A 23,490-nucleotide genomic window follows, 5' to 3' on the forward strand; every position below is an offset into this window, starting at 1 on the left:
TCTGATGAGAAACTGCGACCAAGATCGCAATTGCGCCAAAAATGGCGCATGATCTAATCGGCCAAAGTCAAAAACAGAAATTCCAGGGAGGAGATATGTCGACAGTCAAACTGACGGTAAACGGCAGGGCGGTCTCGGCCGATGTCGAGGACCGCACGCTTCTGGTCCATCTCCTGCGCGATAACCTGAACCTGACGGGCACCCATGTCGGCTGCGACACCAGCCAGTGCGGCGCCTGCACCGTTCACGTCGATGGCCGCGCGGTCAAATCCTGCACCATGCTGGCCGCGCAGGCCGCAGGAAGCAGCGTCACCACCATCGAAGGCATCGCCAAGGGCGACGAGCTGCACCCGATGCAGGCCGCGTTCCGCGACAATCACGGCCTGCAATGCGGCTTCTGCACGCCGGGCATGATCATGGCGTCGATCGATATCGTCCATCGCCATGGCGGCAAGCTCGATGAAGAGACAGTCCGCCACGAACTCGAAGGCAATATCTGCCGCTGCACCGGCTATCACAACATCGTCAAGGCGGTGCTGGATGCGGCCGGCCGCATGAAGGTCGCGCAGGCGGCGGAATAGCTGGACGCACGTCGTCATCAGATCGTCATCAACAAGAGACCGCCGCGTTCGATGGAATGGCTGGTCTTAAAACTCCGGTAGGGAGGACAGGACATGGGTGTTGAAGGCATTGGCGCCAGCGTGGTGCGCAAGGAAGACAAACGCTTCATTACCGGCAAGGGACGTTACGTCGACGACGTCAAGCTCACGGGCATGACATTTGCCCAGTTCGTCCGCAGCCCGCATGCCCACGCCAAGGTCAAGGGCATCGATTCCTCCGCGGCAATGAAGATGCCGGGCGTGATCGCGGTGCTGACCGGGCAGCAGATCGTCGATGACAAGATCGGCAATCTGATTTGCGGCTGGGCCATCACCTCCAAGGACGGCTCGCCGATGAAAATGGGGGCTTGGCCGGCGATGGCGCCGGAGACGGTGCGCTTCGTCGGACAGGCGGTCGCGGTCGTGATCGCGGAGACCAAGAACCAGGCGCGCGACGCGGCGGAAGCCGTGGTCGTCAATTACGAAGAGCTGCCGGCTGTTCCCGACATCCGCGCGGCGATCAAGCCCGGCGCGCCGCAGCTGCATCCCGAGGCGCCCGGCAACATCATCTTCGACTGGACGCTCGGCGACGAGGCCGCGGTCAACGCCGCCTTCGCCAAGGCCGCCAACGTGGTGACCTTCGAGCTCGCCAACAATCGCCTGGTCCCCAACGCGATGGAGCCGCGCTCGGCGATCGCCGACTACAATGACGCCGAAGAGCATTTCACGCTGTACACGACCTCGCAGAATCCGCATGTCGCGCGCCTCGTGCTGTCGGCGTTCTACAACGTCGCGCCTGAACATAAACTCCGGGTAATCGCGCCCGATGTCGGCGGCGGCTTCGGCTCCAAGATCTACATCTACCCGGAAGAGATGGTCTGCCTGTGGGCGTCCAGGAAAGTCGGCCGTCCGATCAAGTGGACCGCCGACCGCTCGGAATCATTCCTCACCGACATGCACGGTCGCGACCACATCTCGAAAGCGGAGATGGCGTTCGACAAGGACAACAAGATCCTGGGACTTCGGGTGAAGACCCATTCCAACTTCGGCGCCTACATGTCGCTGTTTTCGTCGGCGGTGCCGACCTATCTCTATGCGACGCTATTGTCAGGCCAGTACAACATTCCGGCCATTTTTGCCGAGGTGATCACGGTCTACACCAACACCACGCCCGTCGACGCCTATCGCGGCGCCGGACGGCCCGAGGCGAGCTATCTGATCGAGCGCGTGATGGAGACCGCGGCGCGGCAGCTCAAGGTCGATCCGACCGAACTTCGCAAGAAGAATTTCATCACGCAGTTTCCGCACCAGACGCCGGTCATCATGGCCTATGACGCCGGCGACTTCCACGCCTCGCTCGACGCCGCCAAGAAGGCGATCGACTATGAAGGCTTTGCCGCACGCAAGGCCAAGGCGAAATCCGAAGGCAAGCTGCGCGGCATCGGCGTCTCCTGCTACATCGAGGCCTGCGGCATCGCGCCGTCGAAAGCCGTCGGCAGTTTGGGCGCAGGCGTCGGCTTGTGGGAATCCGCCGAGATCCGCGTCAATCCGGTCGGCACCATCGAGGTTCTCACCGGCTCGCACAGCCACGGCCAGAGCCACGAGACGACGTTCGCGCAACTGGTCTCGGAGCGCCTGGGGGTTCCGATCAGCCAGGTGCAGATCGTGCATGGCGACACCGACAAGGTGCAGTTCGGCATGGGCACCTACGGCTCACGCTCGCTCGCGGTCGGCGGCACCGCCATCGTCAAGGCGATGGAGAAGGTCGAAGCCAAGGCCAAGAAGATCGCAGCGCATCTGCTGGAGGCGTCCGAGGGCGACATCGTCATCGAGAACGGCGAGTTCAAGGTGACGGGCACCGACAAGTCGCTGGCGCTGCCGATGGTGGCGCTCGCCGCCTACACCGCGCACAACCTGCCTGAAGGCATGGAGCCCGGCCTGAAAGAGACCGCGTTCTATGATCCGACCAACTTCACCTTCCCGGCCGGCGCCTATATCTGCGAGCTCGAGGTCGATCCGCCCACCGGCAAGACCACCTTCGTCAACTTCGTCGCAGCCGACGATTTCGGCCGCCTGATCAATCCGATGATCGTCGAGGGCCAGGTCCATGGCGGGCTCGCGCAGGGCATTGGCCAGGCGCTGCTGGAAGGCGCGGTGTATGACGAGAACGGCCAGCTCGTGACGGCCTCGTTCATGGATTACACCATGCCGCGCGCCGACGACCTGCCCTCGTTCAAGCTGTCGCACACCACGACGCTGTGCCCGGGCAATCCGCTCGGCGTCAAGGGCTGCGGCGAAGCCGGCGCGATCGGCGCATCGGCTGCCGTGATCAACGCCATCACGGATGCGATCGGCAACAACAAGCTCGAAATGCCGGCGACGCCCGACCGCGTCTGGCATGTCATCAACGGCAAAGCGGCTTAGAGAGGAGACGACAGATGTATTCCACCACCTATCATCGCCCCTCCTCGATCGACGAAGCGGTTGCCCTGTTCGGCAAGGGCAATGAGGCCAAATATCTTGCGGGCGGTCAGACGCTGATCCCCGTGATGAAGCAGCGGCTCGCTGCGCCGTCGGACGTGATCGACCTTGCGAGGATCAAGGAACTGATCGGCGTCGACGTCAGCGGCGACACCGTGACGATCAAGGCCGCGACGCCCCATTACGACGTGGCGTCAAACGCCGCACTTCAGAAGGCGATCCCGGCGCTCGCGCACCTCGCTTCCATGATCGGCGATCCCGCCGTGCGCCATCGCGGCACCATCGGCGGCTCACTCGCCAACAACGACCCATCCGCGGACTATCCGAGCGCTGTGCTGGCGCTCGGCGCGACCATCAAGACCAACAAGCGCGCGATTGCAGCCGACGACTTCTTCAAGGGATTGTTTGCGACCGCCCTTGACGATGGCGAGATCATCACCGCCGTGACCTTCCCGGTTCCCGCCAAGGCAGGCTATGCCAAATTCCCGCACCCTGCCTCGCGCTTTGCGCTGACCGGCGTGTTTGTCGCGAAGACAAAATCCGGCGACGTCCGCGTCGCCGCAACCGGCGCCGCGCAGAACGGCGTGATGCGCGTTGCCGCGATCGAAGCGGCGCTGAAGGCGAACTGGGCCGCAAGCGCGCTTGCGGGCGTCACAATTCCCGCCAGCGGCCTGATGAGCGACATTCACGGCTCGGCGGATTACCGCGCCAACCTGATCAAGGTGATGGCGGAGCGCGCGGTGACGGCCGCGGGCTAGCGCCGCATCATCGTCGCACGCTTGGGTCAGCTCGCCGCGATGGCCGGGCGGACGGCGTCGTCCGCGGCGACGGCGTCGCGGGCAGGCGTGCCGCGCAACCTCTCGCGATAGGCCGGATGCTCCGTTCCCATCATCTTGTCCCACCAGGTGAAGTAGAGACCGTAATTGTGGTGGAAGGTGGCGTGATGGAGGTCGTGGTGGGTGGTCGAGTTGATCCACCCGAACCAGCGGCTGTCGGCGAGTGAACGCGGCATCAGTTCGACGCCGGCATGACCCATGACGTTGCGGATGATCATGAAGGCCATGAACAGGAACATGCCGAGCACGTGCATCGGAACGAACGCCAGCCACAGCGGCATGAACGCGGCCATCACCAGCGCCTCCGGAATGTCGAAGGCGTAAGCCGCGAACGGCGTCGGCGTCACCGAGCGGTGGTGCGTGCGATGGAAGTAGGGATAGAGGCGCGGATGGTGCATCATCCGGTGCGTCCAGTAGAAATAGGCGTCGTGGACGATGATGACCGCGATCACGCTGATCGCGAGATAGCCGATGCCGGCTTTGTCGAAATCCCGATAGACCGTGAAAATGCCTGTGATGGCGCCGAACGCGACGGCCGTGCCGTTCAGCGAGAAGATCAAGCCGGTGCGCAGGGAGGTCAGGATTTCGCGGCGGACGTCGGCATTCGATGCCCATCTTGCCTGGATCTTGCGGTGCTTGAGGCCAAGACCCCAGAACAGTTTCAAGATCAGCGCCAGGCCGCCCGCCGCAACAAGATAACGTCCGACATCGAGAACAAGCGTGAAGGACCAGATATGCCAAAAGCTGGCCAGCGCATTCATGAGGGTTTGCATGGGGGCTCCGTTTGGGATCGAAAACCACGTCGATCCTGGACGGAGGGACCTTGATGCGGCTCGCCGAAGCCTGCGGGGAGACTTGCCGAATTCGAAATCGGCTAGCCGATTTCGCGGAAACGCGCCCTATTCGGCGGCCAGACGGCCACCAAGTTGTTCACGCCTGAATTCGGTAGGCGTCATGCCGGTTTTGGACTTGAAGGCGCGGTTGAAGGGACCGATCGACTGGAAGCCGGCGTCAAGCGCGATAGTGAGGATCGGAACCGCCTCCTGCGCTGGATCGGCCAGCGCCGCGACCACCTCGTCGAGGCGATAGCCATTCAGGAAAGCATTGAAGTTGCGATGGCCGAGCCGCTGGTTGATCAGCCGGCGCAACGCATGCTCTGTCATGTCGAGCCTCGCGGCCAGGCCGCCGATCGAGAGCCCCTCCTCGCGATAGACCTTGTCGTGGTCCATCAAAGCGCGCAACGCGGCGAGCAGCCGCGCATCCTCGCCTCCTTCGGACCGCTCGGCAAAACTTGCGGCGACGGCCGGCTTGCGCCGGGCAGCCGCGAGCGGTTGCGGTTCGGACTGACCAAACGGAATCAGCGAGCCTTCGCGATTGACCGACAGCAGAACCAGCGCAAACACCATCACGATCGTCAGAACCCCGGCGCTGATCGCAGCCGCCAGCGCCGGACCGCCGCTGCCTCTCGGAAAAAGCATCTCGCTGGTGATGATCGCCGTCGCGTAGAACGCGATGACCACCACCAGCACGGCGCGCAATCGCCGGCGTTCCTCGACAAGATCGAGCGACCGCCCGGCCAGCGCGTACCACGCGCCGACCGCATTGCAGGCGAGCCCGATCGTCGAGAAGGCGATGCGGGCCGGCGGCGTGCCGATCCAGAAACACGCGGCGCCGGTCGCAACGACCGCAAGCCACGCCAGCGCGTGCCACCACGACGGCTTGAAGTCGTCGTCGAACAGCGCCGCGGCAAACAGACAGAAGACGACGGGATTGCCCATCGCGACCACGCGCAGCGGCCGCAGCCAGATGGGCAAGCCACTGGCCAGCTCCGAGGCGGAGACGACGGCGTAGCAGGCAACCCCAAATGCAAAGAGCGCCGCGAAGCGGGCAGCCGGAACGCGCCGCGCATCGCGCAGGAGGAGCACGGCCAGCAGGACCAGAACGGATATCGCCCCGCCACGCAGTGCGGCCTCGGTAATGGACAAGTCAGGCTCTCCCCTGCGCGTATGCGATCGAGCTTAGCAAAAAGCCGCAACCGGAGCGAGCGCCCGGCCAGCGGAAAGCGAAACGTTAATCAAATCATAATGGCTTGTTTGCTACTTTCCCCGGTCATTTGCTCCGTCTTTTCGATCGCGGGTTTGCGAAAGCCCTGACTTTTTAAGCCCCAGAGGCATCAGGTGGAAACAGCAACGTTGCAGTTGCTCGCGGAACTGGACGCGACGGAGGGATGGCCTTCCGAGCGCTGGGCCACCATTCTCGATCGGACGGCGAAGCTGTTCCTCGGTAATGTTGAAAACCTGTCGGCGCCCCAGATCGATCTGTTCGACGGCGTCTTCGTCCGGTTGATGGATCGCGTCGACACGGCCTCACTGGTCCGGCTGAGCCAAACGCTGTGTGAGCTGAAGTACACATTGCCACAGGTTTCCCGCCGGCTTGTCTTCGACGACAACGAGTCCGTATTTGCGCCGGTTCTCCAGTCGCGGGGCACAGCACATGAACTTCTGGTCGAGGTGATCCGGTCGCGCGGGCTCAAGCACCAACTCGCGATTGCCTCACGACATTCGATCGATCCTTCGCTAAGCGATGTACTGATTCAGTGCGGGGTCCCGGCCGTCCATCACGCACTGGCCGAAAACCGGGGCGCCCAAATGTCGGAAGCCGGCTGGACCCGCCTCGCTGAGCTCGGGCAGAAAGATCCCAGCCTTGCGCAAAAACTCGACCGCCGGCGCGACATTCCCGGCTCGATCAAGCGCGAAATCCATGCCAAGCTTGAGGATGCGCAGATGCGCGCGCAGGCCGCAAAGCCGCGCGTCATCCGGGATCAGATTGAGGACACCGTTGCCTCAAATGCCGCAACCAGGATGCCCGAACCTGAACCGGCTGATCTTGCGCGCGCCCAGGCCAGGCTGCAGGAGGTCGCCCGCCAGGGCAAGCTGAGGGATTCCACCGTGAACCGCGCTGCGGCCGCCCGAGACTATGTCGAGGTCGTCGTCGCGCTCGCGCTGCTGTCGGGATCGCCGATCGACGTCATCCGAGCCCTGATCGCCGGCGACAAGATTGAAGGTCTCGTGCTCGCGTGCAAGGCGGCCAGACTGAGCTGGGGGACGACCAGCATGGTCGTGAAGAACCGCCCGGGCATGCCACCTGTCCCCGCCGACGAGATGCAAAAGGCCAAGGACACCTTTATGTCGTTTTGCCTGTCAGCGGCGCAGCGCACGGTACGCTTTTAGGCTGGATTTCGTTCCGAGCACCACGTGCGCCAAAGTCGCCGTCATTGCGAGGAGCGAAGCGACGACGCAATCCAGAACCTTTGCTCGCTCCACGACTGGATCGCTTCGCTAACGCTCGCGATGACGAAAAGGGGCGTCTCACGGCCAGGAAGCCGCCTTCGGCAATCGCAGCGGTTCAGCCTCATCGGAATTTGCTTCAACCAAAAGACCGTCCTCGATCTTGATGATGCGATCGGCGAACGCGACGATGCGGGGATCGTGCGTGACGACGAGCACGGCACAATCGCGCTTGTGTGCGGCATCGGCGAGGATGCGCATGATGGTGCGGCCATTGTCGGCGTCGAGCGCCGACGTCGGCTCATCGGCGAGGATAACGGAGGGGTTGGCCACGAAGGCGCGCGCGATCGCGACCCGCTGCTGCTCGCCGCCGCTCAAGGCTTCCGGCAACGACTTCGCCTTCGGTTCAAGCCCGACCAGGGCAAGCGCGTCGCGCGATTTTCTCGCCGCGTCCCTGCCGTGCTGACCGCGAATGTCGAGCGCGAGCTGGACATTCTGCCGGGCGGTCATGGTCGGAAACAGATGATAGGACTGGAACACGAAGCCGATGTGGTCGCGGCGGATTCGCGCCAGTTCCTCCTTGCCGGCATCGGAGGTCGAGACGCCGCACACCGTCACCGTGCCCGAACTCGGCGTCAGCATGCAGCCGAGGACCAGCAGCAGCGTGGTCTTGCCGCTGCCGGACGGACCCATCAGCAGCGTGAGTTCGCCCTTGCGCAAGGTGACGTCGACACCGCGCAGCGCCTGCACCTCGCCGGCGCCGCGCCCCAGCGTCTTCTTGATCTCCCTGGCTTCGATGATGATGTCGTTCATCGCATGAAAACCGAGGCGGGATCGATGCGAACGACGCGGACAATGGCGACCATGCCGGAAGCGATGCACATCACGATGGTGAGAAGGAACAGCGCGGCGACGAGCCACGGCGTGATCACGATCGGGAGCGCGCTCTTTTCGGTTATCCTGACCACCTCGTAACCGATCCCCGCTGCAATCACAAAGCCGATCACCGCGTTGAGCAGCGCCTGATAGATGATGACGTTGTAGATATAATTGTTCGAGGAGCCCATCGCGCGAAGAGTCGCAAATTCGCTGATGTGATCCTTGGTCGAGGAGTAAAGCGTCTGCGCCACGATCACGGTGCCGACGATCACGCCGAGAATGGCGCCGGCAAACAGCGCCGCGCCTGCGCCGGTGCCGAACAGCCAGAACGAGCGGCTGCGCTTGCGGAATTCGTCCGTGGTGAGCACCTCGGCATCACCGATGCGGTCGCGAATCGCCGCGATCGTCTTGCCGCGGTCCGCGTCCGGCTTGACGCGAATGATCAGGTCGCTCGCCTTGCTCGGAAGCGTCCCGGTATAGAAGCGCGCGTCCTTCTGATCGACAAAGACGTAAGGCGTGGTGGTGAACGAGCGGATGCCGTCGGTCAGCGCGACCACCTTGACCTTGTGACCGCGGATCTCGGCGGTGTCGCCGAGTTTCTTGATTCCGAGCCGGTCGAAATAGGACCGGTCGACCGCGACGGTCCCCCATTGCGAGAGCGTGCGAATGTCCCCTTCGACCACGTTCCAGGGCTGCAAGCCGTCAGCCTTCACATCGCTGCCGACGATAAAGACCGGCGTCACCTCGCCGGACTCGGTCCGCCAGTCCGAAAAGCCGATCACCAGCGGCACCACAGAGGCCACACCGTCGACGGCGGCGACCTTTTCGCGCAGCTTGACGTCGAGCAGCGACGGATCCTCGAAGCATTTCGCGCCCTTCGGAAGCACCCAGAGGTCGGCGCTGGCGTGATCGATCATGGTCGAGACCATCTGACCGAAGCCGAGAAACAGGCCCATCTGAACCATCACCAGCACGACCGAGAACACGATGCCGATCAGGGTTGCGATGAAACGCAGCCGGTCGTGGAAAAGATTGCGCGCGGCAAGCGTCATGACCAGAGACATCTAGCGGACCTCATCCCTCATCATGTTCGGTCGGCTACTGCACCTTCATGCGAGATCGCAGAAGGCCGCCGCGACGGTGTCTTGCGCGATGGTGTCTTGGCCACGGTCCTGACAATAGCGCCGGCGGCTGTGCTTGTCAGCCAGCTCAGCACAAGCGCCACAGAAAAGACGATGAGCATCTTCGCAGGCGCATTCAGCGTCTTGCCGACCAGCGCATAACCCAGCCAAAGCACGAAGACATAATGCACGAGATAGATGCCGTAGGCATTTTTCGAAAGGGAATCGAGCACGCGATCACGCGCGCGCAACAGCCGCAACGCGATTGCGAGATAAGCCATTACGCCGGCCGTGCAGGCAAACGGAAAGGCCGAGGCCGACGCCCACCGGTCGATGAGCGGGCTCGCATCCCAGTCCGGCAGGGTCCGCGACGTCAACCCTCCCCACACGCACATGGAGATCACCGCGGCGGCGAGCCAGGCGAGCCAATACCGTGCGATCGGCCCATCGGCGCGCAATAGGCTGCGATCGATGCCATGACTGCCGATCGCAAAGGCGGTGAAGAAGTAGACGAGATAAAGCAACGGCCGGCTGTATTGAAGGGAGAGCGGTCCGACAGTGGCCCACGCCCACGGCGAAAACATCATGGCCAGCGGAATGTAGGCAAGCGCCGACAACCCGATCAGGCCAGCTACGAAAGCAAGCGGCCGCTCAGTCAGCCGCCCGACCAGACGGCTCAACGCCTGCCCCAGTCCAGGCGTGAAGCCGTAGACCGCGGAGGCCAGCGCGCTCAGCACAAACACCTGCCAGAGAAACCATTGCGGGCCCGACGGCCACATCGGCAGTGCGCGCCAATGCTGCCAGAACGCCGACAGCGACGGATCGGCCGCGGTCAGGCGATACGAGGCGTAGTAGGCGAGCGGGCTCAGAAACGCGACCGCGAACGCAAAGGGAAGGCCGATGCGCCACCAGCGATCCGTGAGATAGGCGAACGCGCCCTTGCGGCCGAGGCTTGCCGGCGCGAACAGGCCGGCAAGAAAAAACATCAGCGGCATCAGGCTGATGTCCTGCCATGCGCAAAACAAATCGAAGCCGAACCAGCGCTCGCGATCGATGATCGGAAATGCGATCCAGCGATAGGGTTCGGCATCAAAAGCAAAGGGTTGTGCCGGTTGCGACGCGAGATAAGGCAGCGCCGAATGAAAGGCGACCACAATCAGGATCACAACCGCGCGCAGATTGCTGAACGGTACGTTGACGTTCGAGTTCATTTCGCGCCACGGCAAAAGCTTCAAGTGCTGAAAAATCAACCGGAAGGTATCACTTTTTGTTCCTAGCACCGCGTCTCTAAAGTTCCTTTGACTTTTCGCAAAGCGCGCGTCCCAAGTAGACTTCCGGGCCAAGCGTCATGCGAGGCGAAGTAGCCACGAATGCAGTTTCGGATTGGGTACACGCGCATGCGACTTTCCCGCGACCAGACATGGACGACCTCAAGGCCGGGCCATGACCGGCTTGGGGCGTGTCGTGAAGTTCTCGTGTCGGGGACGCGCGTGCAGCGTGTAACGCTGCTCCGCTGAGCCGGGACCCAACACGGCCACGTTACGCCGAGCGGTTATGGACCCCGGATCAGCAACGCATCACGCCGCCTTCGCGGCGTGCTGCGTAGCATCCGGGGAACGGGTGAACGAACCGGTCATCAGCCCTTCGTCACATCGATCACGGCTTCCGCAAACGCTTGCGGCGCTTCCTGCGGCAGGTTGTGTCCGATGCCGCCGGCGATCAACCGATGCGAATAGGTCCCTGAAAACATCTTTCGGTAGGCCGATGGCTCGGGATGCGGCGCACCATTGGCGTCGCCTTCCATCGTGATGGTCGGCACGCTGATGACGGGCGCCTTGGCGAGCTTTTGCTCGAGTTCGTCGTATTTGGCCTCGCCTTCTGCGAGACCGAGCCGCCAGCGGTAATTGTGAATCACGATCGCGACGTGGTCCGGATTATCGAACGCCTTTGCGCTGCGCTCGAAGGTCGCGTCATCGAAATTCCATTTCGGCGACGCCAGCTTCCAGATCAGCTTGGAGAATTCGCTGCGATATTTGTCGTAGCCCTCGCGGCCCCGCTCGGTCGCGAAATAGAATTGATACCACCACTGCAGCTCGGCCGCGGGCGGCAGCGGCATCCTGCCGGCAGCCTGACTGCCGATCAGATAGCCGCTCACGGAAACCAGCGCGGTGCAGCGCTCCGGCCAAAGGGCGGCGATGATGTCCGCCGTGCGCGCGCCCCAATCGAAGCCGGCAAGCACGGCCTTGTCGATCTTGAGCGCGTCCATCAGCGCGGTGATGTCCTCAGCGAGAGCCGATGGCTGACCGTTGCGCATGGTCGTATCTGACAGGAACCTCGTCGTGCCATAGCCGCGCAAATAGGGAATGATGACGCGATGGCCTGATGAGGCCAGCATCGGCGCCACGTCGGCAAACGCATAGATGTCGTAGGGCCAGCCATGCAGCAGGATGACCGGCTTGCCGTCGGCGGGACCCGCTTCGGCATAGCCGACATTGAGAAGGCCTGCGTTGATTTGCTTGAGCGCAGCGAAGGAGGTGTTGCCGCCTGTTTGCGCCCAAGCGGACGTACTCAGGGCGAATTCGCTTGCGGCAACCGAAATTGCGGCAGCTTCCAGAAAACGGCGGCGATCGATCGGGTCTGACATTGGTATCTCCCCTTGGCCGGATCGGCCGAACAAGGGAGGGTTATAGGCCTAAAATCATGTCGTCATTGCGAGGAGCAACGCGACGAAGCAATCCAGAATCTTTCGTGTGGCGAGGCTGGATCGCTTCGCTGACGCTCGCGATGACGGAAGAGAAGCCCTACTCGTCCTCGAACTCGTCTTCCTCGTTGACCTTCTCGCGCTTGCGGGAGGCGGTCTTGTGGCCGCCGAGCGATCCCGTCGCATAAGGATCGCGCGAGGACGCGTAAGGGTTACGCTGCGTGGCGCGTGCGGCGACTTCCTCGCCGGAGGTGGCCGCCGGCTCGCAGATCAGACGCCGCGAAGCCCGGCGCATCAGATCCACATGGATGTGGTCGTAATGATAGGCGTTGGAGCCAGGCGCCAGCACGGTGGTGAATTGCTGGCACGCGCCAGCCTCAACATCACGCAGAAAGCCCTGCTCTTCCGGCAAACCGTGCCAGCCGTCCTTGACCGTGACGCGGCGTCCGTCCGCGAGCGTGAAGGCGGCGATATCGAGCGCGTTGCCGAAGGCGTGCTCGGAAATATGCGCGCTCGGATTGCCGTTCATGCCGCGGCAGGAATAGGCCGAGATCTGCTTGATCTCGACCACGCGGCTACGAAACCAGCGCTGCGCCGCCGGCTGCACGGTATCGGCAAGCCAGCGATCGAGCACCGAGACCAGTGGGCATGCCAGCGTCGCCGCAGGCTTCACCACGACGGGGGCGGAGGCAAATGACTGCATCGGTCCCGGTCCCAGCCGCGGCGGCTCATAGGGCGGATAGACGGGAGCAGACATCGGCGCCGCGACACCGCGCGGCGAGCCTTCGCTCGGCAGACGGATGTCGTCCTGATCCGGCGCCACGCCGGGCGCGCGCAACGAAACCGGACCGCTACCAGGAGCGCCATAATCGGGCGCGCCGTAATTCGATCCGCCATAGCTTCGCGCGGGATATGGCTGCTGCTGTTGATAATAAGACGGTGGTGGCGGCGGCTGGCTGCCCGGCCAGCGCGGCTGGTTGCCAATAGCAGCAGGCGGGCGAAGATCTTCATCCGCGAAACCGAAAGTGCCCGAGCCTTCGCCGAGCGCTGAAACTTTTAGCGGAAAATCCGCGCCGCACGCGCCGGGTCCCGAAATCGGATTGATCCGAACGATATCAGGGCCTTCCTTGACGACGCCGGACTTCAGGCAAGCGACCTCGGCCTCGGCCCGCCACGGCTCGCGCTCCTCGGAAAAAAATCCGCGGCCGCAGCCTGCCAACGATACAAGGACGAAGGAGCCGACGAGATACCAACTAACTCCGCGCGTCATGCGGAGAACTTCAACGAATTTATTTAAGGACTTATCAACGCCTTGATTTCACGACTCTTTAACCACGTGTTGCGCTGCGGAGGTGCAGTGCACGGACAGTGAAGCTTACTTTTTTGTCATGGAACGGATCGCTAGCCTTGGCGTTGTGGGGGGTCAGCTTTCTGACCTCAGGAGGGTTTCTCGATGACCGCTAGTCCTTTCGTCAGCAGATTGAGCGTTTTTACCGCGTATGCGGCTATCGCGCTCGTCGGCGCAATCGTGCTTGGCGTGTTCTAGGACCATAAGATCATCCGAAATAAAGCCGGCGGCTCCATCGAGAGCCGCCGGTTTTTTTTGCGCCGGATTACCAGGCGTTCGAACAGTCTGTTTGCGAGATGCCGCCGGCCGTGTAGCTCCTGCACATCATGCCGGGATCATCCGGATCGGGATAAAGATCCGTCGGACGCCTGTGGGCAGAGCGAATCGTGTAACGGAAGCGCCAGCCATGACCGAGCATGCACCTCTTGAACGCGCGCGAGGTCGGCACACCGTTCTGCGGAGCGCCGAGCAACGTCGAGCAGGCAGAAATGTCGACGTTCAGCACAGCATCACCGCGTGCATGTCCGTCAGTGCTGGACCAGATGTCCTGATCGGCCTGTGCTCCGAGCACGCTGCCGAGCAATATCATTGTAACAAGGACAATACGTTTCATATGAAATCTCCATCTTTCAATGCCTGGTGGTCGCGATGGAGGACTGGCCTGGCTCAGACGGATTGGATGACAAATTCGCAATGTGGTTCGTGGGCAAGGCTTGAAAACGCTTTGACTATTCATCCCGCGTTCAGCCGTTAAACCGCTCAATCGCATGCGCCGTCGCCGCAGGCGCGCTTGCCGTTACCGGTCCGATCGGCAAAACTATCAATTGAACCTTCTCCCGCCGCGTCCCAACTCACCAAGGCAGCGATGATCCCGTCCTTAACCGGCCCACGTCCCGGCAGACCGAAGGCCGGGCCATATCGCCTTCAATGGCCGCTTTCGATCGCACTCACGCTGCTTTTCTGCCTGACGATGACGGACGCCGCGCGCGCTTACGCGGCGCTTGACGAAGAAGCCGATGCGGCGATGCAGCCGGCGTTGCACGCGATCCGGCTCGCGCAGGCGCAGCCAACGCCTGCGCCCTCACCTGCACCGTCGGCACCTTCCGCCCAGCCTTCTTCCGCTCAGCCGGGCGCGTCCGCCCAGCCGCCTTCTGCACAGCCCGCCGCATCGGATGAGCCGATCGGCAACGTCGCGACGCTGACGGGCACCGCGAGCGTCATCCGCAACCAGAACACGCTGCCGCTGAAACTGAAGGACGACATCTATCTCAATGACGTCGTGACCACTTTTGCAGATTCCGCGGTCGGCGTGACCTTCAACGACGCCACCACCTTCAACCTCACCGCCAGCGCATCGATCAAGATCGACGACTTCGTCTACCAGGACGGCGGCCAGCAGAACTCGGCCCTGTTCGACGTCACCAAGGGCACCGTCGCCTTTGTCGCTGCCGCCGTCGCCAAGACCGGCAATATGAAGATCACGACGCCGACGGCGACGCTCGGCATTCGCGGCACCACCGGCCTTGTCGAGGTGAACGGTTCGGGCGCGGGCGCGCACAACATCAAGCTCTATCCCGATCCGGACGGCCATGTCGGCACCATCGACGTCAGCGACCGCTCCAGCGGCGCGCGGCTCGGCACGCTTAACCAGGGCGCGAGCGGCTTCACCGTACGCGCCGGCGCCGGTGGCCGCGTCACGGCCGCGCCGCTTGCGATCTCGCCGCAACAGGTGGCGCGCGACCAAGGCGTCGTGCGCCAGGTGCATGCGGCGCAGACTGTCGGCCGCCAGGTGGTCAACGAACAGCGCGCGCTGCGGCGGGCGAATCCGGCGAACCGGCCCAATCCGCAAGGGCAACCCGGGCAGCGGCAGAACAATCCGCAACAACGGCAGAACAACCCGCAGCAGCGGCAGAACAACCTGCAGCAACGCGGTCCGCAGCAGCCGGGCTCGCCTAACAATCGCGCCGGCCAGCAAGGCCGGCCGGGCGAACCAAACCGCGCGACCGAGCAACGCCGGCCCGGCGAGCCAAACCGCGCCGGTCAACAGGGTCAGCCGGGTCAACCGAATCGCACTACCGAGCAAAAGCGACCGGGCGAGCCGAACCACGCAACCGAGCAAAAGCGGCCGGGCGAGCCGAACCACGAGACCCAGCAAGGGCGACCGCAACAGCCGCCGGCAATGCAACGGCCAAACGCACCCGCGCTCCATCAGGGCGCAGCACCGAACCGGCCCGCCGCACCGCCGCGACGAGCACCGCCGCCGAAAAAGCCCCCGAAGGAGCGCAGGCGGTAGGTACGTTTCCTGACGCCCGTCCTTCGAGACGCATCGCTAATCGCGATGCTCCTCAGGACGAGGTCGGAGCGAGCGGCAGAACTGAAACACTCATGGTGAGGAGGCGGCAACGGGTCGCGCGAACGCGCGCCCGATGACAGGCTCCGCGCCGTCTCTGGACGATGCTCCCCATCGCCAGGAGAACCATGAGGCCGGACGGATGAGAAAGCCTTTACCCCGCTCGCCGCAACCAGCTCCGCACACGCTGCATCACGCCGGAGCGCCGGCCTTGCCGTGCTTCGTTGACCGCCTGGTCCTCCAGCGCCGGCAGCGCGTCAGGGCCGACCCCCTCGGAAACGATCGCATCGGAACAGGCCGCCTCCGACTGATCCATCTCCGGCGCGTCCTCCGCCACGCCGGCATCGATCGCTTCGCCGCCGAGCAGCGGCGGGCTTTCCTCAATGACATGATGTTCGATCGCGGCAGGCTGAACAGCACGGCGTTCGATCGTGGCGGCGTCATTGGCGAGCGGCGCCATCGGCGCAGATGGGACAGGCACCGGCGCAACAGGCGCGGGCTTGGGCGCAACAGAACGGCGTCGCCGCGGCGGCTTTTCTGCCACGACCTGCTTTCTTTCCCTGGCACGTCTCGCCGCCTCCAGCGCGAGCGGTCCGACATTGGCAAGAAATGCACGCTCGTGGTCACGCGACAAACGCTCGACCGCGGCATTGAGCGGCAGCCAATCGACCGCCGTTACATCATGCATCAAATCGCGGGTCGGCTTGCCGTTCGTCTCCATGCGCCAGTAATGGACGATCTTGGGACGTCCGCCGGCCTCATAGGCCAGCGTTCCCAAAAACTCGTGCACCGACACGTCGTGGCCGGTCTCTTCCAGCACTTCGCGCATCGCCGCATCGCGCGCCGTTTCGCCGTCGTCGAGCTTGCCCTTCGGCAGAACCCATTCGTTGCCCTTGCGCAGGCGCACGACTGCGATCTGCGGCGGCCTCGCCTGCCGCAGCACAATGCCTCCCGCCGCCAGGACAGGCGATCGCGCCATTTCTTTGCCTTGCTCGAAATTTCGAGTCCGTTCGACTCATGTTTTAGATACGTCAGAAGTTCCGCAAAATCGAGCGCGGATTTTTATTTTCGCTTCTCGCGCGCGAATTCCGTTGGCTCACTCACGGCTTTCGCAGCAGCGGCTGCCCGGCTTTGATCCGCGCGCCCTCGCGCACATTGGAACAAAATTCAAAACGATCCGGCGTGAGGATGATGATGGTCGAGCCGTGCTCGAACCAGCCGAGCTCGTCGCCCTTTTTCACGTGCGCCTCACACGGAAACACCGTTGGTCCCCGCGTCTGCGCATTCAGCGTGCGGTCGATGCAGTGCAAACGCAGGCTCGCAACCAGAACAGCGGCGACGGGAACCAGCGTCAGCGCCTCGCCGGATGCGAGATGCGTCTCGATCACGGCGCGCTCGTTCTTGCAGAACAGTTTTTCGACACGCTTCAACGCGATCGGATTGACGTTCCAGACATCACCCGAGATGAACGTGACGCGCTCGATCGCAAAATCCGCCGGCGCGTGGAAGCGGTGATACATGCTCGAGGTCAGCCGCAACGTGACAAAGCGGCCGTTGCGATGGGTCTCGACCAGGTCCGGCAGCCCCAACAGATCAAGCAGCGAGTAATTCGCACCCTTGATCTGGAACAGCTCGGTATCTTCGATGGCGCCATGGGCGCCGATGATGGCATCGCTCGGGCTTGTCACGATAGCGGGGTCGGGATCGAACGGGCGCAGGCCCTCTTTCAGCTCGCGGGTGAAGCAATCGTGCAGGCTCTTGAACTCGGTCTTTTTGGCCTCGGAGAGGTCGAGGTCGGAAAACAGCCGCCACAGCGCGATCGAGGCGGCGCAGACGTAGGGATTCTCGATCTTTGAGAACCAGCCCATGAATCGGGTCAGCGCGGCGCGCGGAATCCGGTTGGTCAGGAGAAAGTTAATGTTCTCCTGTTCCGTCAGGGCTGTGATCAGGCCCTTGATTGTCATGAATCTGTTAGATGGACCGGCTAGCGCTTCAGGCATGGAAACATCTCTCCCGATTCTCTCTCTGTCCGCCGCCGCGGTGGCCGGCGCCGCCGTTGCTTTCCCCAAGGTCAGGGCGCGCATTGCACTGTCGCGCGCCAAGCACCGCTCGCTGGCGGGACATTCCAAGATGTCGCGGCGGGTGGCGAAGCTGCTGCCGTTCTACGAATTTACCGGCGACACGTATTTCAGCGCCGACGGCGCGCCGGCAGACATCGCGAGCCAGCGCAAGGACGCCTTCTTCGCGCTGGCGAAGCTTTACGGCGAGCGCTACGCCAAGGGCCGCGCGATGACGACGGAGGCCGCGAGCCAGATCTCCGACCTGCAATTCACCCGCGCCTATCGTGTGCCGTTCCAGTTCTCGCGTCTGGTGCAGGAAAACCTCGGCACCTCCGTGTTCATGGAAAAATCGTCCGGCGTCACCGTGACCGACGTCGACGGCAACACCTTCTACGACCTCACCGGCTCCTACGGCGTCAACATCTTCGGCAACGACTTCTACAAAGAGTGCATCGCCGAGGGCGACAAGCGCGCCGAAAAACTCGGGCCCGTGCTTGGCAACTACCATCCGGTCGTCGCCGAAAACGTCAAGCGCATCTGCGACATATCCGGGCTCGACGAAGTTTCGTTCCACATGTCCGGCACCGAAGCCGTGATGCAGGCGGTGCGGCTCGCACGCTATCACACCAAGCGCACCCATCTCGTTCGCTTCGCCGGCGCCTATCACGGCTGGTGGGGCGATGTGCAGCCCGGCGTCGGCAATCCTGTTTCCCCGCATGAGACCTATACGCTCGCCGAGATGTCGGAGAAGACGCTGTACGTGCTGAAGACGCGCAAGGACATTGCCTGCGTGCTGGTCAACCCGCTGCAGGCGCTGCATCCGAATACGAATGCGCCCGGCGATTCCTCGCTGGTCGATTCCTCCCGCAATTCGCATTTCGACCGCGAGGCCTACACCGCCTGGCTGAAGCAGCTGCGCGAAGTCTGCAGCGAAGCCGGCATCGTGCTGATCTTCGACGAGGTATTTCTCGGCTTCCGCATTGCGGCCGGCGGCGCACAGGAATATTTCGGCGTGCGCGCCGACATGGTGACTTATGGCAAATCGCTTGCCGGCGGGCTGCCGATCGGCGTCGTCTGCGGCAAGAGGGAATTGATGCGCCGCTTCAGCGACGATCATCCGGCGGATATCTGCTTCGCGCGCGGCACTTTCAATTCGCACCCTTACGTCATGACGGCGATGGACGAATTCCTGTCGCGCCTGTCGAGCCCGAACTTCCGCGGCATCTATGACGGGCTGGATGCGACCTGGGACGGCCGCGCGGCGTCGCTGAATGCGCGGTGCGAAGCGGAAAACCTCCCGGTGCGCGTCGCCAATCTCTCTTCGGTCTGGACGGTGCAATACACCGAGCCGTGCCGCTACAACTGGATGTTCCAGTACTACCTGCGCGCCGAGGGCCTCGCCTTGAGCTGGGTCGGCACCGGACGGCTGATCTTCAGCCTGAACTTCACCGACGCCGATTTTGCGGAAGTCGAGCAGCGCTTTGTCGCAGCCGCCGAGAAGATGAAGCGCGACGGCTGGTGGTGGCATCCGCCTGACATGACCAACAAGGGCATCCGCCGCCAGATCCTCAAAGAGATGATCAAGAGCCGGTTCGGACGGTGAGCTCCTCACCCTCCCCTGGAGGGGGAGAGTCAATCGCGAATGAAATGAGCGATTGGGGTGGGGTGACAAGTTGCTCCGTTTCACCCCACCCCGGTCCTTGTCTCGCTGCGCTCGACCGCGGACCGACCCTCCCCCTCTAGGGGAGGGTAAGATTTCCGCTGCCCGTACAAAACGCGAATGCCCGGGACGAGCCCGGGCATCGAAGGAATCATAGCCACGCAAAGCTTCAGATCTCAGGCGTGGTTTTCGACGAGTTCGTTGTGCTCGATGATGTCGAGACCGGGATCGATCAGCTCGCCACGGAGAAGCGCGAGCGGCGCCTTGCAGTAGAGCTTGAAGTCGTTGAAGGGGTCGGTGAGGATTTTCGTCATCCAGACGAGGCCGGTTTCGACATCGCGGATGAAGAAGAGCTGCACGGTGCGGAACAGAAGACCGCCGATGCCGACCACCAGCCAGATCTTGGCGACCTGCCGCATGAAGTCGGCCGGCGTGACCCAGGGCGAGACGAGACCAAACAGCGTCGGGTCGAAGTAGAGCACGACCGGCGAAGCGGCCCAGATCGTCATCAAGACGACCTTGCGGCGCAGGTTATAGCCAACCTTGATCTCTTCCTTGTGCTCGTGCGTCGCATCATTGAGATGGTCGTAGCCGCGCGGCTCGAAGAAGAAATGGCCGGCCTGGCGCGAGGTCATCGAGACCAGCCAGCCGATCAGCGCCGACATCAGCGGGTCGAAGAACATCATCACGTAGCCGATCAAAAAGCTCACTGCGCTGACGAAATGCAGGCTCTGATTGATCCGGCTGTGGTGATAGTAGCGATGGTCATCCCAGCGCTGGATACGCAGCTGCTCTAGGAAATTCTTGATCATGGTCGTCCTCAAGGAAAAGGTGAGTCGAAGGAACTCTACAGGATTTCGATGTCCGGTGTGTGACATCATCTTAATGTCACAAAACTGTCACGCAGTACGACGCGCGATGCAAAACTCTCGCGAGGTCAGGCAGGCTTCGTCGTCTTGCGGATGCGCACCAGCGAGAAATGGCCGAGCGGCGGAATCAGGCGACGCTCCGCCAGTTCGACATTCTTCGCGCCCGCGAGCCAGTTGGCGTAACGCGACCAGGAAAATTCGGCGGTGCGGAAGCCGAGATGGCGAACCACCGGCTGCAAGCCCTGCTCGATGAAACGGCGCAATCCTTCGTCGGCGCTGACGCGCGTGAGGATGATCAGTTCGCCGCCCGGCCGCAATACGCGGGCGAATTCGTCGAGCGCGGCTTCCGGATTCGGCACCGCCGTGACGACATATTGCGCCATCACCACGTCAAAGGAGTCGTCTTCGAATTCGAGCTTCTCGGCATCCATCACCGCCAGCCCCTCGACATTCTTCAGCCTTTGCTCGGCGACGCGCTTCCGCGCCTTGTTGAGCATGGCTTCCGAAATATCGGTGCCGAAGATGCGAAGGTTGGGCGAATAGAGCGGCAGCGAAATGCCGGTGCCGACGCCGACCTCGAGGACGCGACCGCCAATCTTGTTGGTGGCCTGGATCGCGGCATCGCGGCCTTTCGAGAACACACCCCCGAACACGAGGTCGTAAATCGGCGCCCAGCGGTCATAGGCCTGTTCGACCATTTCGCGGTCGAAGTCGAGTTCGGTGCCGTCCAGCTTGATGCTCTCTGCCATCGTCGTTTTCTCGTTTTCCTCAGGTATGGCTGATCCGGCGTCGCCTGATCCAACCTGTGTTGCGTGATTGTCTTTCTTAGCCACCCACTGCATGGCTTTCGGTTGCAATCGTGACCGGCCGCAGCGAGCGGCTCGGCACCAAATCACTCAGGTTACCGATGAACTGACGCGCGCTGTTTTCCCAGGAACGCTCCAGTGCAAACTGTCGACAGGTCTCACGCGACATCGTGAGCGCGCGAAGGCACGCCGCGCCCAGGTTGTTGTCCAGCGCGCCGATCGGATGGCTCGCGATGACGTCGATCGGGCCGGTGACCGGGAAAGCCGCGACCGGCGTGCCGCAGGCGAGCGCCTCGAGCTGCACGACGCCGAAGGTGTCGGTGAGGCTCGGGAACACGAAGACGTCGGCGGCGGCAAGATGCGCGGTCAGATCCGCGCCCTTCTTTTCGCCCAAAAACTTCACGTCGGGATATTTCTGCATCAGCTCGCGCCGCTGCGGCCCGTCGCCGATCACGACCTTCGAGCCGGGCAGATCGAGCGACAGGAACGCCTCGATGTTCTTCTCGATCGCGACGCGTCCCATGGTCATGAAGATCGGGCGCGGCAGATCGAGCGTGGCCGGATGGTCCGGATTGAACAGGTTGGTGTCGACGCCGCGTCCCCAGAAAGCGAGCTTGCGGAAGCCGCGCGCGGACAGCTCATTATAAAGAGACGGCACCGCGACCATGGTCGTCGCCGCTGCGTTATGGAAATAGCGCAGCACCGCGTAGCTGATGGACGCCGGAATCGGCATGCGCGCGCTGATATATTCCGGAAAGCGTGTCGTGTACGACGTCGTGAAGGCAAGCCCGCGGCGGCGGCAATAGGCGCGCACCGCCCATCCGACCGGGCCCTCGGTCGCAATATGGATCGCTTCCGGGTTAGCCGCCTCGATGCGCCGCGCGATCTCGCGCCCGTTCGTCCATGCGATCCGCAAACCCGGATAGGTCGGCAGATCCATCTGGGGAAAGCCTTCGGGCGTTACGAATTGAATGTCTCCGCCAAGCGCGCTCGCTGCTCGTTGCAGTGACGTCAGTGTGCGCACCACGCCGTTGACCTGCGGGTGCCAAGCGTCTGTCGCAACCAGGATTCGCATGATGCCTTCCGATTCAGCCTTGCTGATTCTTTAAGGCGCGACGTTGCGTCAGAGATATTTCAAGCGTGTGACGTCACAGAGGTTAACGCCCCTGATTTTCGCATCTCCCCTGCGTTTCGGGCTTCATGACACACAGATGAAATAATTGATGAACGCGACGAAGCCTTTTTCGCTGATCCACGAAAACGTCCGGAAATGGTTTGCGGTTAAGGATCGAGGTCAACAACGCACCAAAGTGCGATCCAACAGGGCAAGCGATCCAACAGGGCAGACCAGATGCTTAACGTCAGATTCGTCTTCCGCCGTGCATTCGCCGCAGCCACGCTGACGGCCGGCATCTTCGCCGTGAGCGGCCAGGCCGCGGCCGCGCCGTTGCCGCTGTTTCCATTCCCGATGCAGGAACCGCCGCAGGCCGCCCAGCCCGCGCCGTCCAACGAAGAGGCAGCGCCGTTCGAATTGCCAGCGCGCTTCAAGCGCCAGATCGTTGCCTATCCGACTCATGAAGCGGCGGGCACGATCATCATCGATACGCCGAACACCTATCTCTATTATGTGCTCGGAGGCGGACAGGCGATCCGTTACGGCATCGGCGTCGGCCGCGATGGCTTTACCTGGTCCGGCACGCAGACGATCACGAAGAAGGCGGAGTGGCCGGACTGGACCCCGCCGCCGGAAATGATCGCGCGCCAGCCTTATCTCCCGCGTCACATGGCCGGCGGTCCCGGCAATCCGCTCGGCGCGCGCGCAATGTATTTGGGCGGCACGGTCTATCGCATCCACGGCACCAACGCGCCGCAGACCATCGGCACGCATGTGTCGTCCGGCTGCATCCGCCTGACCAACCAGGACGTCGCCGACCTCTATTCCCGCGCGAGCGTCGGCACCAAGGTGATCGTGCTGCCGATGGAACGCCGCGCCGACAACGCGAGCAGGCGAAGCTAATTTCCCCCAGGGACTTCTCCCAAGTCCCGAATAAAGAGAGGCGCGGCGTCCCCCCGCGCCTCTCTTCTTTTTTATGCACACGCCGACTTGACCAACTCGTCGTCCCGGACGAGCGCCCCTTGGCGCGCGATCCGGACCCATACGCTGCGGCCATAGTCGGCGAGGAAGGTGACGATCGGCAGCGTGCCGGTCTCGCTCGCCAGCGGCTATGGGTCCCCGCGTGCCGCCTTCGCTAAAGCTTCGGCGCCCTGGGAGTGCTCGCCCGGCGAAGCCTTGGCGGAGACGGGTCGCGGGGACGACTGGGGGGCGCGTTTACTCTTGTTAATGATTCCACCACATTACGGCCTGCCTTCGGCGCTTAACCCCTTATATGCCAAGCCGCTCTACTGGCGCTGCGAATTTGAAGTTCCTATCAGCTTCGCCGCGAGTTCGTTTTAGGAACTTCAAATTCAAAGCCGCCCCAGAATTAATAGGTT

Annotated in this window: 20 protein-coding genes; 7 read left to right on the plus strand and 13 right to left on the minus strand. The window is 62.8% G+C overall.

What is annotated here, in order from left to right; all coding sequences use genetic code 11:
• Positions 1–95: 95 nt before the first annotated feature.
• The 3 genes from VFB05_RS09410 (at position 96) to VFB05_RS09420 (ending at position 3,838) form a co-directional block, all read left to right on the plus strand.
• The gene (locus VFB05_RS09410) at positions 96–581 is read left to right on the plus strand and encodes a (2Fe-2S)-binding protein (RefSeq protein ID WP_325011374.1); all 486 of its coding nucleotides are present in this window, start codon (positions 96–98) and stop codon (positions 579–581) included.
• A gap of 93 nt (positions 582–674) precedes the next feature.
• Positions 675–3,023 carry a xanthine dehydrogenase family protein molybdopterin-binding subunit gene (locus VFB05_RS09415; protein ID WP_325011376.1) on the plus strand — a complete coding sequence of 783 codons (2,349 nt, stop codon included), beginning with the start codon at positions 675–677 and terminating at the stop codon, positions 3,021–3,023.
• A gap of 14 nt (positions 3,024–3,037) precedes the next feature.
• Entirely contained in the window at positions 3,038–3,838 is an 801-nt protein-coding gene (locus VFB05_RS09420) for a xanthine dehydrogenase family protein subunit M (protein WP_325011378.1), read from the plus strand.
• A 26-nt stretch (positions 3,839–3,864) separates the two neighbouring features.
• Here VFB05_RS09420 and VFB05_RS09425 read toward each other — a convergent pair whose 3' ends face one another.
• Positions 3,865–4,689, minus strand: coding sequence for a sterol desaturase family protein (locus VFB05_RS09425; protein ID WP_325011380.1), 825 nt, complete (start codon positions 4,687–4,689; stop codon positions 3,865–3,867).
• A gap of 126 nt (positions 4,690–4,815) precedes the next feature.
• On the minus strand, positions 4,816–5,901 hold the full coding sequence (locus VFB05_RS09430; RefSeq protein ID WP_325011382.1) for a helix-turn-helix domain-containing protein: 1,086 nt from the start codon (positions 5,899–5,901) through the stop codon (positions 4,816–4,818).
• 192 nt (positions 5,902–6,093) lie between these two features.
• Here VFB05_RS09430 and VFB05_RS09435 point away from each other — a divergent pair, with 192 nt between their 5' ends.
• Positions 6,094–7,146, plus strand: coding sequence for a DUF2336 domain-containing protein (locus VFB05_RS09435; protein ID WP_325011384.1), 1,053 nt, complete (start codon positions 6,094–6,096; stop codon positions 7,144–7,146).
• Positions 7,147–7,284: 138 nt separating this feature from the next.
• Here the strand turns inward: VFB05_RS09435 and VFB05_RS09440 are convergent, their stop codons facing one another.
• From VFB05_RS09440 to VFB05_RS09465, 6 genes are all read right to left on the minus strand, one after another.
• Positions 7,285–8,016, minus strand: a complete 732-nt coding sequence (locus VFB05_RS09440; protein WP_325011385.1) for an ABC transporter ATP-binding protein — start codon at positions 8,014–8,016, stop codon at positions 7,285–7,287.
• The gene (locus VFB05_RS09445; RefSeq protein ID WP_325011387.1) at positions 8,013–9,146 is read right to left on the minus strand and encodes an ABC transporter permease; all 1,134 of its coding nucleotides are present in this window, start codon (positions 9,144–9,146) and stop codon (positions 8,013–8,015) included. Before VFB05_RS09445 ends, VFB05_RS09440 begins: the two co-directional genes overlap by 4 nt.
• 20 nt (positions 9,147–9,166) lie before the next feature.
• Positions 9,167–10,414 (minus strand): acyltransferase, encoded by a 1,248-nt coding sequence (locus VFB05_RS09450; RefSeq protein ID WP_325011389.1) that lies wholly within the window; start codon positions 10,412–10,414, stop codon positions 9,167–9,169.
• Between the two features lie 425 nt (positions 10,415–10,839).
• Positions 10,840–11,847 carry an alpha/beta hydrolase gene (locus tag VFB05_RS09455; protein ID WP_325011390.1) on the minus strand — a complete coding sequence of 336 codons (1,008 nt, stop codon included), beginning with the start codon at positions 11,845–11,847 and terminating at the stop codon, positions 10,840–10,842.
• A 157-nt stretch (positions 11,848–12,004) separates the two neighbouring features.
• The gene (locus VFB05_RS09460) at positions 12,005–13,174 is read right to left on the minus strand and encodes an extensin family protein (protein WP_325011392.1); all 1,170 of its coding nucleotides are present in this window, start codon (positions 13,172–13,174) and stop codon (positions 12,005–12,007) included.
• Between the two features lie 343 nt (positions 13,175–13,517).
• Positions 13,518–13,865, minus strand: a complete 348-nt coding sequence (locus VFB05_RS09465) for a hypothetical protein (protein ID WP_325011394.1) — start codon at positions 13,863–13,865, stop codon at positions 13,518–13,520.
• Between the two features lie 252 nt (positions 13,866–14,117).
• On the opposite strand from VFB05_RS09465, the gene VFB05_RS09470 reads away from it, so the two are divergent.
• Positions 14,118–15,545 carry a FecR family protein gene (locus VFB05_RS09470; RefSeq protein WP_325011396.1) on the plus strand — a complete coding sequence of 476 codons (1,428 nt, stop codon included), beginning with the start codon at positions 14,118–14,120 and terminating at the stop codon, positions 15,543–15,545.
• Positions 15,546–15,756: 211 nt separating this feature from the next.
• Here the strand turns inward: VFB05_RS09470 and VFB05_RS09475 are convergent, their stop codons facing one another.
• Positions 15,757–16,581 (minus strand): NUDIX hydrolase, encoded by an 825-nt coding sequence (locus VFB05_RS09475; RefSeq protein WP_325011398.1) that lies wholly within the window; start codon positions 16,579–16,581, stop codon positions 15,757–15,759.
• Between the two features lie 121 nt (positions 16,582–16,702).
• Complete coding sequence (asd, locus tag VFB05_RS09480; protein ID WP_325011439.1) at positions 16,703–17,566, minus strand: archaetidylserine decarboxylase; 864 nt, start codon at positions 17,564–17,566, stop codon at positions 16,703–16,705.
• Positions 17,567–17,600: 34 nt separating this feature from the next.
• Between asd and VFB05_RS09485 the strand changes: the two genes are divergently transcribed.
• Positions 17,601–19,265 (plus strand): aminotransferase class III-fold pyridoxal phosphate-dependent enzyme, encoded by a 1,665-nt coding sequence (locus tag VFB05_RS09485; RefSeq protein ID WP_325011401.1) that lies wholly within the window; start codon positions 17,601–17,603, stop codon positions 19,263–19,265.
• Positions 19,266–19,498: 233 nt separating this feature from the next.
• Here VFB05_RS09485 and VFB05_RS09490 read toward each other — a convergent pair whose 3' ends face one another.
• From VFB05_RS09490 to VFB05_RS09500, 3 genes are all read right to left on the minus strand, one after another.
• Complete coding sequence (locus VFB05_RS09490) at positions 19,499–20,134, minus strand: hypothetical protein (RefSeq protein WP_325011403.1); 636 nt, start codon at positions 20,132–20,134, stop codon at positions 19,499–19,501.
• A gap of 125 nt (positions 20,135–20,259) precedes the next feature.
• Positions 20,260–20,940, minus strand: coding sequence for a class I SAM-dependent methyltransferase (locus VFB05_RS09495; protein ID WP_325011405.1), 681 nt, complete (start codon positions 20,938–20,940; stop codon positions 20,260–20,262).
• A gap of 76 nt (positions 20,941–21,016) precedes the next feature.
• Positions 21,017–22,072 carry a glycosyltransferase family 1 protein gene (locus VFB05_RS09500; protein ID WP_325011407.1) on the minus strand — a complete coding sequence of 352 codons (1,056 nt, stop codon included), beginning with the start codon at positions 22,070–22,072 and terminating at the stop codon, positions 21,017–21,019.
• Positions 22,073–22,348: 276 nt separating this feature from the next.
• On the opposite strand from VFB05_RS09500, the gene VFB05_RS09505 reads away from it, so the two are divergent.
• The gene (locus VFB05_RS09505; RefSeq protein WP_325011409.1) at positions 22,349–23,014 is read left to right on the plus strand and encodes a L,D-transpeptidase; all 666 of its coding nucleotides are present in this window, start codon (positions 22,349–22,351) and stop codon (positions 23,012–23,014) included.
• Positions 23,015–23,490 lie beyond the last annotated feature (476 nt).

The organism is Bradyrhizobium sp. (genome assembly GCF_035652035.1).
In the GTDB taxonomy this organism is placed as follows: domain Bacteria; phylum Pseudomonadota; class Alphaproteobacteria; order Rhizobiales; family Xanthobacteraceae; genus Bradyrhizobium.

Excerpts from the sequence above, each read along its gene's own strand:
- VFB05_RS09410 (WP_325011374.1), top strand. The coding sequence starts at position 96 with ATGTCGACAGTCAAACTGACGGTAAACGGCAGGGCGGTCTCGGCCGAT.
- VFB05_RS09415 (WP_325011376.1), top strand. The coding sequence starts at position 675 with ATGGGTGTTGAAGGCATTGGCGCCAGCGTGGTGCGCAAGGAAGACAAA.
- VFB05_RS09420 (WP_325011378.1), top strand. The coding sequence starts at position 3,038 with ATGTATTCCACCACCTATCATCGCCCCTCCTCGATCGACGAAGCGGTT.
- VFB05_RS09425 (WP_325011380.1), bottom strand. The coding sequence starts at position 4,689 with ATGCAAACCCTCATGAATGCGCTGGCCAGCTTTTGGCATATCTGGTCC.
- VFB05_RS09440 (WP_325011385.1), bottom strand. The coding sequence starts at position 8,016 with ATGAACGACATCATCATCGAAGCCAGGGAGATCAAGAAGACGCTGGGG.
- VFB05_RS09445 (WP_325011387.1), bottom strand. The coding sequence starts at position 9,146 with ATGTCTCTGGTCATGACGCTTGCCGCGCGCAATCTTTTCCACGACCGG.
- VFB05_RS09450 (WP_325011389.1), bottom strand. The coding sequence starts at position 10,414 with ATGAACTCGAACGTCAACGTACCGTTCAGCAATCTGCGCGCGGTTGTG.
- VFB05_RS09455 (WP_325011390.1), bottom strand. The coding sequence starts at position 11,847 with ATGTCAGACCCGATCGATCGCCGCCGTTTTCTGGAAGCTGCCGCAATT.
- VFB05_RS09460 (WP_325011392.1), bottom strand. The coding sequence starts at position 13,174 with ATGACGCGCGGAGTTAGTTGGTATCTCGTCGGCTCCTTCGTCCTTGTA.
- VFB05_RS09465 (WP_325011394.1), bottom strand. The coding sequence starts at position 13,865 with ATGAAACGTATTGTCCTTGTTACAATGATATTGCTCGGCAGCGTGCTC.
- VFB05_RS09470 (WP_325011396.1), top strand. The coding sequence starts at position 14,118 with ATGATCCCGTCCTTAACCGGCCCACGTCCCGGCAGACCGAAGGCCGGG.
- VFB05_RS09475 (WP_325011398.1), bottom strand. The coding sequence starts at position 16,581 with ATGGCGCGATCGCCTGTCCTGGCGGCGGGAGGCATTGTGCTGCGGCAG.
- asd (WP_325011439.1), bottom strand. The coding sequence starts at position 17,566 with ATGACAATCAAGGGCCTGATCACAGCCCTGACGGAACAGGAGAACATT.
- VFB05_RS09485 (WP_325011401.1), top strand. The coding sequence starts at position 17,601 with ATGGAAACATCTCTCCCGATTCTCTCTCTGTCCGCCGCCGCGGTGGCC.
- VFB05_RS09490 (WP_325011403.1), bottom strand. The coding sequence starts at position 20,134 with ATGATCAAGAATTTCCTAGAGCAGCTGCGTATCCAGCGCTGGGATGAC.
- VFB05_RS09495 (WP_325011405.1), bottom strand. The coding sequence starts at position 20,940 with ATGGCAGAGAGCATCAAGCTGGACGGCACCGAACTCGACTTCGACCGC.
- VFB05_RS09500 (WP_325011407.1), bottom strand. The coding sequence starts at position 22,072 with ATGCGAATCCTGGTTGCGACAGACGCTTGGCACCCGCAGGTCAACGGC.
- VFB05_RS09505 (WP_325011409.1), top strand. The coding sequence starts at position 22,349 with ATGCTTAACGTCAGATTCGTCTTCCGCCGTGCATTCGCCGCAGCCACG.